The organism is Paludisphaera rhizosphaerae (genome assembly GCF_011065895.1).
Classification (GTDB): Bacteria; Planctomycetota; Planctomycetia; order Isosphaerales; family Isosphaeraceae; genus Paludisphaera; species Paludisphaera rhizosphaerae.
The window spans coordinates 41,492-54,649 of record NZ_JAALCR010000035.1 but is presented as its reverse complement, the minus strand read 5'-3'; the positions used below and the strand labels follow the sequence as shown (position 1 = coordinate 54,649).

Annotated in this window: 8 protein-coding genes; 7 read left to right on the top strand and 1 reads right to left on the bottom strand. The window is 64.4% G+C overall.

All coding sequences use genetic code 11. The features are described from left to right. A partial coding sequence (locus tag G5C50_RS28160) for a glycosyltransferase family 39 protein (RefSeq protein ID WP_165074423.1) occupies nucleotides 1–786 on the bottom strand: 786 nt, incomplete at its 3' end. Between the two features lie 625 nt (nucleotides 787–1,411). Here G5C50_RS28160 and G5C50_RS28155 point away from each other — a divergent pair. The 7 genes from G5C50_RS28155 (at nucleotide 1,412) to G5C50_RS28125 (ending at nucleotide 13,156) form a co-directional block, all read left to right on the top strand. After that, nucleotides 1,412–2,884, top strand: coding sequence for a replication initiator protein A (locus G5C50_RS28155; protein WP_165074421.1), 1,473 nt, complete (start codon nucleotides 1,412–1,414; stop codon nucleotides 2,882–2,884). Nucleotides 2,885–2,956: 72 nt separating this feature from the next. Continuing rightward, on the top strand, nucleotides 2,957–3,646 hold the full coding sequence (locus G5C50_RS28150; RefSeq protein WP_165074419.1) for a FadR/GntR family transcriptional regulator: 690 nt from the start codon (nucleotides 2,957–2,959) through the stop codon (nucleotides 3,644–3,646). Then, the gene (locus G5C50_RS28145) at nucleotides 3,643–7,662 is read left to right on the top strand and encodes a DUF1592 domain-containing protein (RefSeq protein ID WP_165074417.1); all 4,020 of its coding nucleotides are present in this window, start codon (nucleotides 3,643–3,645) and stop codon (nucleotides 7,660–7,662) included. The genes G5C50_RS28150 and G5C50_RS28145 overlap by 4 nt, the downstream gene beginning before the upstream one ends. 39 nt (nucleotides 7,663–7,701) lie before the next feature. After that, on the top strand, nucleotides 7,702–9,006 hold the full coding sequence (locus tag G5C50_RS28140) for a DUF1552 domain-containing protein (protein WP_165074415.1): 1,305 nt from the start codon (nucleotides 7,702–7,704) through the stop codon (nucleotides 9,004–9,006). Between the two features lie 256 nt (nucleotides 9,007–9,262). Further along, entirely contained in the window at nucleotides 9,263–9,766 is a 504-nt protein-coding gene (locus G5C50_RS28135; protein ID WP_165074413.1) for a chemotaxis protein CheW, read from the top strand. Between the two features lie 181 nt (nucleotides 9,767–9,947). Beyond that, nucleotides 9,948–12,296 carry a methyl-accepting chemotaxis protein gene (locus G5C50_RS28130; protein WP_240907404.1) on the top strand — a complete coding sequence of 783 codons (2,349 nt, stop codon included), beginning with the start codon at nucleotides 9,948–9,950 and terminating at the stop codon, nucleotides 12,294–12,296. A 32-nt stretch (nucleotides 12,297–12,328) separates the two neighbouring features. Next, the gene (locus G5C50_RS28125; RefSeq protein WP_165074411.1) at nucleotides 12,329–13,156 is read left to right on the top strand and encodes a CheR family methyltransferase; all 828 of its coding nucleotides are present in this window, start codon (nucleotides 12,329–12,331) and stop codon (nucleotides 13,154–13,156) included. The last annotated feature ends 2 nt before the right edge of the window (nucleotides 13,157–13,158 follow it).

The window sequence follows — 13,158 nt, the reverse complement described above, 5'->3', positions numbered from 1 at the left end:
CAAGAACTTCTCCACGCCGTCGACCGGGTTGTGCCACCACGGCGGCGTGAGCAGATAAAGCGTCAGCAGCCCGAGCGCCCCGCCGATAAGAAGCGTGAGCAGCCCTCGACGGTCGCGATACATCAACGTCCAGACGATGAATGGGATAGGCAGAAACCAGCCCGTCAATTTCGTATTTGCCGCGGCTCCCGCCAGAATTCCAAACGCGACCGCCCACCCCCATCGAGGCTTGCTCGAGCCCTCGACCGCCTCGACGGCCTTCGAGAACGCCAAGACCGATCCAACCCAGTAACAGACAAGCACGTCGTCGAAATGGGCGAAATGCCAGTGCGCGAACGGCCTCGGCTGCAGAACCCAAGCCCCCGCCGCCGCGGCCGCCGCCCACGGTCCCCAACGCCGACAGACGAAGCCGTAGATCGCACCAGCCACAATGCTGACCAGCAACATCGGCCCGAGCCGCGCGCGGGCGAGCACCTCCCACGAAGGCGCCAGGACATCGCCAATCAAGCCCGCGAGCGCGCAGCCGGGCGGATGGCCGTAAGGCATGGCACGAGCGAACGGCCAGAACCATTCGATCACCGGTTGACTGAAGAGTTTGGCCCGGGTGTCGAGATCGGCCGGAGCCGGAGGTGTTCGACCTTCCGAATCCGGCTCGAGCAACTCATCCTGCAGTGGGATCGGCCGCCAGCTTGGGGCGAAGCCAGAGGGATCGCGCACTGCGTGAAGCCACTCGCGAACGCGCTCCTGCCTTCCCAGGACGAACGCCTCATCCCAGGTGATCGTCAACAGCGGCCCCGTGGCCACCAAGAGAGCGAGCGTCGCCGCAGCGACCCCGATTCCTCCGAGCCACGGCGTCCGACTCGCCGGCCTGCCGCGTTCATCCCCCGCGTCGGCATCCTTCGCAGTCAATGGAGCATTCCTCGCGCGAGCGGCAGGCACCGGCCGAACCACAACCGAGCAACCCCCCGGATCACCACTATCCGCGACTGGGTCGTCGTTGGCAACGAGTCGAAGACCGGTCGTTCCGACTTCGCCGCGAACCTTCCGATAGCCCGGGGAGGAAAACTACCCCTCGGTTTTCATCCCCGGTGAGGCTCGACGAGCCCACTCCGAATACGATCAATCGAGCCTCTCGTACATCGCTCACAAACAGGACAACCGACCGATATCGCGGGGAGGAACGACCGATAGCCCAGGGAGGAATCACCGATATCGCGGGGAGGAACGACCGATAGCCCAGGGAGGAACAGCCGATAGCCCGGGGAGGAATCACCGATAACCCGGGGAGGATTTTTTCCCTAAGTCCTTATGCCTGTTGATTCTATTATTCCCCTAACAGTATAACCTTGTTACCTTGCCAACTAACAACAACAGCCGAGCGAGTGTTGTTGCTCCTTTGAAGGGGTCGCTGATGGGACTTCCTGGAAACGCGGAGGAGCTTCGGGAAGCCTCGCCGACGATTGAGTCGATCCCCGACGAACGGCTGCTCGGCAAGGACGAGATGAATCTCGCCGAGTTCCCGATCACGCTCCTCGCCGACCGCAAGGACGTCTCGATCATCATCCGCGAGGTTCCCACGCGGGACGAGCAGACTGGGTCGATGATTTTGCGGAAGGTGACGGTTACGGGCTCGGAGTTGTACGGACTCCCTTCCGCGCAGGATAACCTGATCCTGCTCGGCCTGATTTATCTGACGAAGCGGGCGAACAACTTCCGCGAACGCCGTGTGGGTTTCAGCCGAAGTGAAGTCATCAAGGTTCTGGGCTGGGCTGACTCAGGTCAGTCGTACGCTCGGATTGAGCTGTCGCTCAAGCGCTGGGCGAACGTGTTCGTCCTTTATGAGAACGCCTGGTGGGAGAAGCCCCGACAGACCTATTCGTCGAAGGGCTTTGGGATCATCGACGACTTCGAGGTTCACGATGGGTCGGCCTCGCGAGCGGGGGAGGCGACGAGGTCGAACATTGCCTGGAACGAGGTATTCTTCCAAAGCCTTGAGGCGGGCTTCGTCCGAACGATCGACCTGAAGTTGCTCCTCCGTCTGCGGCACCCGAGTTCGCAGCAGATGTATCGCTTCCTTGGCAAGCACTTCTACCATACGCCCTCCCTGACGCTGGACCTCCGGACGTTCGCCTGCGAGCACGTCGGCCTGGATCGCGGCTACAAGGACAACGGCAAGCTGAAGGAGAAGCTCCAGCCGGCGATTGAGGAGTTGGAGGAGATCGGCTTTTTGGAGCCGATGGCGCGCGACGATCGTTACACCAAGGTCGGTCCGGGGAAGTGGACGATTACGTTGCGGCGTCGGTCAGACCTGGAACTCGTCGACGATCCCCTCGACGTCGGCTCGCCGCTGGCTGGACCAGAGCCCACGGAGCAGGAGAAAGCCCTGATCGATCGGGGAGTGACCGCAGCGGCCGCGGCCGAGTTGGCTCTTAGCCATTCGGCTGACCGCGTCCAGGCCAAGATCGAGATCTTCGATTGGCTCGTCGCTCGTAAGGACAAGCGAGTTTCCAAGAACCCCGCCGGCTACCTCGCCGAATCGATTCGCAAGGACTACGCGCCGCCCCGAGGCTTTGAATCCGAGGCTCAACGTCGGGAGCGCGCCGCTGCGCTCGATGAACAGCGAAGGAAGGTCGAGGACGCCAAGCGTAAGGCCGTCGAAGCCCAGCGTGAGAAGGAAGCCGCCGATCAGGGACGAATCCGTAACTACTGGGAATCTCTCTCCAAGGCCGAGCAGGAACGTGTTCGCGAGGACGCTCTCGGTTCAACGACCCTGGCGTTCCTCGTGAAGCGGTATCGAGCCCAGAAGGATCCGGAACAAGCCGCGAGGACGCTCAAGACGATCCTCGACGGCCACATCCTCCACATCCTCGACTCGCGCGTATGACAGGTCTTCCCGCTGGGGACTTCCTCGGTGTCAGATCATCTGATAAACTCCCCGTCGAACGATTGTTAAACGATGGGGAAGCTGATGCTGAACACCTTGTCGCGCCCCAAACTGCGGGAAGTCGTCGCAGGGCGGCTGAAGACATACATCGTCGATGAGAACCTGAAGCCAGGCGATCGTCTGCCGACTGAGGCCGACCTGGCGAAGCGGTTCGGGGTCAGTCGACTGAGCCTGCGCGAGGCGACCAAATCGCTGGAGTTCCTGGGAATCCTGGAAGCGCGTCCGGGTCGCGGGCTGGTCGTCGGCCAGGTCGATATGGACCGGGTGACGGAGTATCTGGGGTTCCATCCCGCCTTGCAGGAACTCTCTCCGCGGGTGCTGATCGACACGCGGGTCGTTCTGGAAGCCGGCGTCCTGCCTCACGTCGCGAGGCGAATGGCCGGCGACCCGTCGCTCTTCGAGACGCTTGAGGGGATCAATGAACAACTTCGACGAGCCAAGGATCTGCAGGAGGGCGTCGAGCTCGACCGCCGGTTTCACCAGCAGTTGATCGCGGCCAGCGGCCTGACTCCGTTCCTCGCTTTCGGCGATCTTCTCGCCGTCTTCTTCCGTCGATACGGCAAGTATCTTGATATCGCGGCGGCTGTTCGCGGACACAAGGTAATCATCGACTCGCTCAGGTCCGGTGACGTCGCCGAAGCCGATCGCGAGGTCCGGCGACACGTCGAGTTCTATCTCACTCTGCTGGAGGCGTCGTCATGAAGGCCGTCGTGACAGGCGCCATGATTTTGGCTGTGTTGTCCTCCACCGCGAATGCAGTCGGAGCCGATTCGTTCGACGGGCTGGCGAAGGAGTATTCCAGCCAGATCCGGCCGTTGTTGACGCGATACTGTCTCGACTGTCATTCGACGGAGGACAAGGAAGGGGACCTCGATCTGGAGGTTTTCGCCGGCCTGAACGAAATCCGCCGCAGCCCGGGAACCTGGCGCAAAGTTGCGGAGATGTTGGATTCGGCCGAGATGCCGCCGAAGGACTCACCCAAGCCCGCGGCGGACGAACGGGGATTGGTTCGAGGCTGGGTCGGCCGCTATCTCCACGCCGAGGCCCTGGCGAACGCGGGCGACCCCGGACCCGTGGTGCTTCGTCGGCTGAATAACGCCCAGTACACGTACACGCTTCAAGATCTCACGGGCTTCGACTTCAAGCCGGCTCGCGAGTTCCCCGCCGACAGCGCGGCTGGAGAGGGTTTCACGAACACGGGCGACGCGCTGGTGATGTCCCCCGCCCTGCTGGGCAAGTATCTGGAGGCCGGAAAGAAGATCGCCGCGCATGCCGTGCTGCTGCCGGACGGATTCCGGTTCGCCGCCGGCGAGACTCGTCGCGACTGGACGGATGACATTCTCGGCTCGATCCGCGCCCTCTACTCCCGATACGCTGACGCCGAAGGCCGCATCCCGCTGGAGAAGTACCTGAAGGCCGCGATGGAGCATCGACCGGCCGACGCCGTCGGGCTCAACGCCCGTTACCTGGAGACGGTGGAACGGAATCTTAGCCAGGGTGACTCCTCCCCCGTTCTGGATCCCATCCGCGCCCACTGGAAGACGGCCAAGGCGGCCGACGCACCGGCGCTAGCCGCCGAGATCGACGCCTGGCAGAAGGCGCTCACACGGTTTCAGTCTGTCGGACACATGAAACCCCGAGTGGCCGACGTTGATCCTGTGGTCACTCGACAGAACCTGAGTTTCAAACTGCCTGAAGCCCCCGACGGCAAGGCTCTGACCGTTCATCTCGCCGCTGGCGGCGTCCAACGCCCGAATGTGGTCGTCTGGGAAAACCTCCGTATTACCAGGCCGGGACGGCCAGACGTTGCGCTTCGCGATGTGAGAGGAATCGCCGAAGGGATGGCCGCGTATCGGGCGAAGGTGGTCGAATCGGCCGCTCGCTGCCTGTCGGCCGCTGATGAAGCGTTGGCTGCCGCATCGCCCGCGACGGTCGATCGCAGCGTGCTGGCCAAAAAGTACAACGTCGATCCGGAGATCCTCGGCGCGTGGCTTGATTGTCTGGGAGCCGGTGCGGCTCCGACGTTGAAGATCGACCTCTTCTCCGAGCGTATGACCCAGGTCGGCGGATACGACGCAGCGGCAGGTTGGGGAAAGAGCGAGACTCCCCTCGTCGTCGCGAACTCATCGGACGAGACCTTGCACATCCCAGGCGAGTTGAAAGGGCGCGGCGTTGTCGTGCACCCTTCGCCGACGCTTCGCGCGGCCAGCGCCTGGGCCTGTCCCGCCGCAGCCGATTACCGCATCGAAGGCTTCGTGAAACATGCCCACCCCGCGTGCGGCAACGGCACAGTCTGGCGACTGGAGCTTCGCCGCGGTGCCGTGCGACTCGCATTCGGCGAGGGGAACGTTTCCGGCGGCGCTCCGGGTAAGATCGGGCCATTCGGGCCTGTCGCCCTCAATCCTGGCGACCTGGTCGTTCTGACGATCGGACCACGCGACGGCAACCACGCCTGCGATCTGACGGCCGTCGACCTCACCCTTTCCGCCACAGCCGAAGGGGGAAAGACATGGAACATGGCGGCGGACGTCTCCGTCGACGCGCTGGCCGCCAATCCGCACGCCGACCGGTTTGGGAATGCCGACGTCTGGCGGTTCTTCCGGGAACCTGAAGGAAACGCCGGCGGACTCGCGCTGCCGGCCGGTTCGATCCTGGCTCGTTGGTTGGAGACCCGGGATCCTTCGACTCGGGAGAAGCTCTCCGCCGATCTTCAGAAGCTCCTGGTCGACGGACCGGCCGGCGCTCCGGCCGCAGACTCCTCGCTCTATCGGGCATTAACAGCGCCTGGCGGCCCCATCATCCCCGCGCGGCCGTCCGTCGGGCCGATCCCCGACGATTCGATCTGGGGACGACGCCCCGACGAATTCGGACCGAGCCCGCTGGCGGCCGGGATTGCGCCTGTGGATCTCGCCGTGAAGAGTCCTTCCGTGGTCCCGGTTCGGATACCGGCTGAACTCGCGGCGGGGGCCGAACTGGTCGGCACGGCCGTCGTGCGGCCTGTCGAGGGAGGCGACGACTTCGTCCAGCTTCGAATCGGGGTCGAGCCGCCGACGACCGCGCCGGGGCTCAAGCCAGACGCTCCCGTCCTGGTCGCGAACGCCTCGGCTGAGGACCGGATGAAGCGGGCCTTCTCCGAGTTCCGCTCGTGGTTCCCACCCGTCTTTTGCTACGCGAAGATCGTCCCGGTGGACGAGGCGGTCACACTCACGCTTTTCCATCGTGAGGATGAACCGCTCCGGCGGCTTATGCTCGACGAAGCAGAGGCCGCGCGACTGGATCGGCTCTGGGAGGAGTTGCACTTCGTCAGTCAGGATGCGCTGACGCAGGTTCAAGCGCTGGAGCACATCATCCAGTACGCGACCCAGGACGGTGATCCCAAACTCTTCATCCCGTTTCGGAAGCCCTTTGCCGAGGATGCCGAGGCGTTCCGCAAGAAAGTGGCAGCGGCCGAGCCGCGTCAGATCGATCGGCTCATCGCGTTCGCCTCGCAGGCTTATCGCCGGCCGACGACCGAACAAGAAGAGCGCGACCTCCGCGGCCTCTACACCAAGCTTCGCAGTGAGGAGATTCCCCACGACGAGGCGTTCCGGTTGACGCTTGCCCGTATTCTGACCGCACCAAGCTTCCTCTACCGCCTTGAAAGGACTCCCGACGGCGTGACCTCCGCACCGGTCTCGGACTGGGAGACGGCCAGCCGGTTGAGTTACTTCCTCACCTCTTCGGCTCCGGACGACGAGCTGCGCAAGGCTGCCGCGGCCGGCCGACTCCGCGATCCAAACGAGATCGCGGCCCAGGCGAAGCGTCTGCTGAGATCGCCCAACGTCCGACGGCTGGCGGAGGAGTTCGCCTGCCAGTGGCTTCACATCTACGGCTTCGACGCCCAGGACGAGAAGAGCGCCAGGCACTTCCCGACTTTCGCCGCCGTGAAGGGGGCGATGTACGAGGAGGCCATCCGTTTCTTCGCCGACCTCTTCCAGTCCGACGCCTCCGTCCTCTCGATCTATGACGCCGACCACGCATTCCTCAACCAGACGCTCGCCGAGCACTACGGCATTCCCGGTGTGACCGGTCCCGAGTGGCGACGAGTCGATGGAGTACGGAAGTACGGTCGGGGCGGAATCCTCGGCCTATCGGCGACGCTCGCCAAGGAATCGGGGGCGTCGCGGACCAGTCCCATCCTTCGGGGCAACTGGGTGACGGAGGTCCTCCTCGGCGAGCGCACGCCGAAGCCTCCCAAGGATGTGCCGATTCTTCCAGACGACGAGGCCTCGGGGGGCGGTCTGAGCGTCCGTCAACTCGTCGAGAAGCACACACGAGACATCCGCTGTTCGGGCTGTCATGCGAAGATGGATCCTTATGGGTTCTCGCTGGAGGCTTATGACGCCATCGGTCGCTTCCGAGAGAGGGACACGACCGGCCAGTCCATCGACGCGCGGGCGAAATTGATCAACGGGACCGAGTTCAACGGCGTCGACGGTCTGAGAAACCACCTGTTGACGAAACGCCGCGACGCCGTCGAACGACAGTTCTGCAAAAAGCTCCTCGGCTATGCACTGGGGAGAGGGCTGACACTCTCCGATGAGCCGCTCCTGGATGAGATGTTGACTCGTCTAAACGCCGAGGACCACCGCGTCTCCTCGGTGATTGACGCCATCGTTCGCAGCCGCCAGTTTCGAGAGATCCGAGGGACTTCGCCGACGGTCGCCGAGGTCCACTGAACCACCCTCCTGCTCCGCCAAGAACGCCGAGGTGCTCCCATGACCCCCGAGCTTTCCCGTCGCACGTTCCTCCGTGGCGTGGGCGTCACGATGGCCCTCCCGTGGTTGGAGTCCCGCAACGTCTGGGGCGTCGAGTCGCCGACGGCTCGGCCTTCGAGCGAGCCGCCGGTTCGCGTGGGCGTCCTGTTCGCCGGCAACGGCTTCCACGGCAAGGAATGGTGGGCGAAGGGTAAAGGCAAGGACATGGAGTTGGGCGGCGTCCTCGCCCCGCTCCAGGACTTCCGCGAGAAACTCCTCTTCATCCGCGGCCTCTACAACGAGGAAGCGCTGAAGGGGAACATCCACAGCTCGCAGACCGGCAATCTGCTGTCGGGCGCGCCGCTGGCCTCGGGAGGCGAGATCCGTTCGGGGACGAGCTTCGACCAGTTGCTGGCGCAGAGCCACTCGCGGTCGACGAAGGTTCCCAGCCTCGTCCTCGGCTGTGAGCAGCCGAACCCGGCGGTCCACAAGAACTACTCGATGCTCTACAGCTCGCACATCTCCTGGACGTCGCCGACCAGCCCGACGCCGCTGGAGCTGTTCCCCGCCCTGGCGTTCGACCGGCTCTTCAAGGACGAGTCAGCCCGGGGCGACGAGAGCGTTCTCGACGCCGTGATGGCTGACGCCCAGGATTTCCGCCGCGACGTCTCGCAGGCCGACCGCCGCAAGCTCGACGAGTATCTGGAGTCGGTCCGCGAGGTCGAGCGTCGGATCGAACGGGCCGGTGATCGCGGCGAGCTTCAGGGATGGAAGCCGACCCTGGAAAAGCCTAACGTCCCCCGCCCCGCCGACGGCATTCCCCAGGACATCGCCGAGCACATGAAGCTGATGTGCGACATCCTCGTCCTGGGCTTCCAGACTGACGCCACTCGTGTCACCACGCTCAAGCTGAACAACGACCACAGCTCGCTGCGGTTCCCGCAGCTCGGCGTGGACTACATGATCCACCACCTTCTCTCTCACACCGACACGGCCGACTGGCTGAAGGTCAACCAGCTCTTCACGGGCCAACTCGCCTACATTGCTCGCAAGCTCGACGCGATCCAGGAAGGCGAACGCACGGCCCTGGACAACTCGATGCTCCTGTTCTGCTCCAGCATGCTCTCCGGCGGCACCCACGATGCAACGCAGCTTCCGGTCGTTCTCGTCGGCGGCGGCGGAGGCAAGCTCCAGGGTGGGCGCGTCCTCGACTACCTCAAGGCCCCCAACCGCAAGATGTGCAGCCTGTACATGTCGATGCTCGACAAGGCCGGCCTGCATGTGGACGCCTTCGGCGATTCGAAGGAGCCACTCGCCGAGATCTGATCGTTCGGCGCGGCTGAACCCATGATTCGGAGAGATGACGACCCTCCTGCCCGCGCGGGAGGGTCGTCATTCATGCTGCGCGTTCTCTCGCGGAACGGCCGCGCCATACTTTTGTCGGGTTGGCGCGACCGTAGGGGTTGCACTTGTCCGCACGGAGAGCTTGCCCAGGATTCCGAATCGGAAAGCAGGCCGGAATCGGTCCGAGTGATACAATCCCCTTGATGTCGCCGTCCCGAAGAGTCGCACCGAGGCCGCAATGAGCCACGAAAGTCCTCCCAACGCCAGGGCCGACCGCGCCGAGGGGCCGGTCTTGCAGTTCGTCGGTTTCCGGCTCGGCGACGAGGACTACGCGATCGCGATCACCAAAATCCAGGAGATCATTCTGATGAAGCCGATCACCCGGCTTCCTCAGACGCCCGACTATATCGAGGGCCTGATCAACCTGCGCGGCTCGGTGATTCCGGTGGTCAGCCTTCGGAAGAGATTCGGGATGTCGTCCCGCGACCTGGACGAGGAAACGCGAACGATCGTCGTCAATGTGCAGGACAAGACGGTCGGCTGCATCGTGGACGCCGTCACCCGAGTGATGCGGATCAACCGCGACCAGATCCAGCCATCCCCTCTCGGCTCGGCCGGGGCCTCGTGTCGGTACGTCTCGGGTCTAGCTCGGGTCGACGATCGACTGCTGATCATGCTCGACGTCGAGAAGCTGTTTCAGTTTGACGAGTCCGCGCTGGCCGCGGCCGTTGGTCAGTCCTGACGCGTTCGATTCCGCTACTCATCCATTGTGTCCACATCGCATCGAGGTCTTGCGTACGGCGAGGTTCCAGACACCGATGAATCCCGATTCGACTCCCCATGAAGCCGACGCCTCCTCGACTCCGCCGAAACCCGCTCGACGGAAGGCGCCGTCCGGCGCGGCCTCGAAAACGCGTCGTGCGATGTCGGCTGCCGCTCCTGGGGCCGGCTCGATTGCGGAAGACCTGCGGGCCGACGCCCGCGCGTTGATCGCCGCCGTCGAGTCCCTGTCCGACTCCGCTACGCTTGAAGACGTGGTCCGGACGGTTCTCGAAGTCGCTCGCAATGAATTCGGGTGGTCTTATGGATCGTACTGGAAGCCGGACGAGACCGGTCGCGCGTTAGCTTTCTCCCTCGATGCCGGAAGGGCGGCAGACGAGTTTGAGCGGGCCACCCGCGGCGCGCGATTCCGCGAGGGCGACGGTGCTGTCGGTCGAGCCTGGAAAACACGGGACGTCGCCGTCCTGGACGATCTCACGGCGGCTCGCGACGACGCTCGCGCCCCCCTGGCGGCGCGCGCCGGCTATCGCGCCGGCCTTGGTGCGCCGATCTTCGTCGACGGCCAGGTGATAGGCGTGCTCGAATTTCCGATCCCCGGCGAGGAGACGGTCTCTCCGGAACGACGCGACACCGTCCGGGCGATCGCGCGGCTGGCCTCGGAGCGGATCGGGGACCTGGCGAAGGATCTGGAATTGACGCGGATCCGCGAGATGGTCGAAAACGCTCCGGTCAACATGATGTATGCGGACTCCGACCTGAAGATCCGTTACATGAACCCCTGCGCCCGCAAGACGCTGGAGAAGCTGGAAGCCCACCTCCCCGTCCGAGTCGACGAGATGATCGGAACCTCGATCGACGTCTTTCACAAGGACCCATCGCACCAGCGCCGGATTCTGGCCGACTCGGGTAATCTGCCGCGAACGAGGACGATCCAGGTGGGCCCGGACCTTTTCGAGCTGCTGGTGACGCCGATCAAGGACAAGAGCGGCCGCTATCTTTTCCCGATGGTGACCTGGGAGGTCGTGACCGAGAAGGTCCGGGCTCGCGAACGCGAAGAGGAAATGCAGGCCGACTCCGCGGCGATGGTCCGTCTTTTGACCGGCATGGGGGGGGCGACTTCCGCCGAGGAGGCCGCCGAGATCGCGCTTGGCACCGTCCGCGAGGCGTTCGGCTGGTGGTACGGCTCGTTCTGGCAGGTCGACCCAGCAGACAACCGTCTGCGATGGGTCGCTGACTCAGGCTCGGTCGACGAGGAGTTCCGTCGGGTCAGCTCCACGTCTCGGTTCCGAGAGGGTGAGGGGCTTAACGGGCAGGCGTGGCAGTCGCGCGACCTGGTGTTCGTTCCCGACCTGGGTGAGATGCGAGGCTGCTCGCGAGCCCCGACTGCCAAGCGGAACGGCCTGAAGTCCGGAGTCTGCTTCCCGGTCATCGTCGACGGCCGGGTGATCGGGACGATGGACTTCTTCACCAAGGAAGAGCTCAGGCCATCCCCGAGCCGGCTGGAGACGCTGCGGAATGTCGGGAGGCAGGTTTCCACGGTTCTGGAACGTCTCGACCGTCAGGCGTACATCGACCGCAGTAAGCGCGACCTGGAGACCAAGGTCGGTCGACTGATGGCGGCGGCCCGCTCCGCGGCGCAAGGCGACCTCACCGTGTCGATCGACGTTCGGGGCGAGGACGACCTGGGCCGGCTTGGCGAGTCTCTGGCCGGGATGATCGGCGATCTCAAGGAGGTTATCAGTCAGGTGGTGGAGTCGGCCGGCCAGTTCGCCGAAGGCTCGCGGGTCGTGGCCGAGAGCGCCAACTACCTGAGCGAATCGGCGCAGAACCAGGCGGCGACCGTGGAGGAGATGTCGGCCTCGGTCCAGCAGCTTTCGCATGCGATCGAGGACATCGACAAGAACGCCGTCTCGGCCGCAGGTCTCGCCGACAAGACTTCGCACCTGGCCAAGCAGGGCGGCGAGTCAGTTGAGCAGGCCATCGAGGCAATGGTCCTCATCAAGAAGTCGAGCGAGCAGGTCAGCGACATCATCCAGGTCATCAGCGAGATCGCCAGCCAGACGAACCTGCTGGCCCTGAACGCGGCCATCGAGGCCGCCCGGGCCGGTGAGCACGGCCTGGGCTTCGCCGTTGTGGCCGACGAGGTGCGTAAGCTCGCCGAACGTTCCAGCGGCGCGGCCAAGGAGATCACCGCGCTGATCAAGGAATCCACCCGCCGCGTCGCCGACGGCGCCAGCCTCTCCGAGAAAGCCGGGCAGTCGCTGGCGAGGATCGTTCAGGGCGTTGAGGAAACGGCCGCCAGCATCGCCAAGATCGCCGCGGCCACTCGCGAGCAGTCCGACGCGTCCGCCGAGGTCGGCAAGGCGATCCATAACGTCTCCAGCCTGACCGAGACGAACGCCTCGAGTTCCGAGCAACTCTCCGCCAGCGCTGAGGAGCTTGGAGCCCAGGCAGCGTCGCTGAAACAGGTCATCTCAGGGTTCAAGGTCTGACGCGACTCCCCACGCCCCGGAGGGCCGCCGCCATGAACCTCGTCGAGCTGACCGACGACGAATTCACCCGATTCCGCGACCTGATCTATCGGACCTCCGGGATCCGGCTCGCGGAGAACAAGCGGGTGCTGGTCTCCAACCGGATTCGCAGGAGGCTGCGGGCTACCGGGATCGACTCTTACGCCCGGTACTTCGAGTTCCTCCGGTCCCCTGCCGGGCGGGAGGAGATGCAGCCCTTCCTCGACGTCGTCACGACCAATGAGACCTACTTCTTCAGGGACGACGCTCACTATCGCTGGCTTGCCGACGTTTACATCCCCGGCGCGATCGCTGACGCCGCCGCGCGGAAGCGTCCGCGATCGCTCCGATTCTGGTCCGCGGCCTGCAGCACGGGGGAAGAGCCGTACTCCATCGCCCTGAAGCTCGCGGCTCATCGGAAGGAAATGACCGGCTGGCGTCTGGAGGTCGTGGGGACCGACCTGAGCGCCTCGGCGCTGACCGCCGCCAGGGCCGCTGTGTACGACGAACGCGCCCTGCATCGCGTCGGCGCTGAGGACCGCCGTGCTTACTTCGACGCGACTCCGCCCGGGAAATGGACGCTCAAGCCTGAGGTCCGTTCGTTGGTCACTCTTCGGAACCACAACCTCCTCTCTCCGCTGCTCGGTGAGCCGTTCGATTGTATCTTCCTCAAGAACGTGCTCATCTACTTCGACGCGGCGAGCAAGAAGAAGGTGGTGGACGTCGTCCTCGCGGCGATGGCCCGCGGCGGTCATCTGGTGACCGGTCCGACGGAGGGCATCTACGGCATGCTCGGGGCGCTGGAGAAGCTCAAACCCTGGCTTTATCGCAAGGGGGGCTGAGG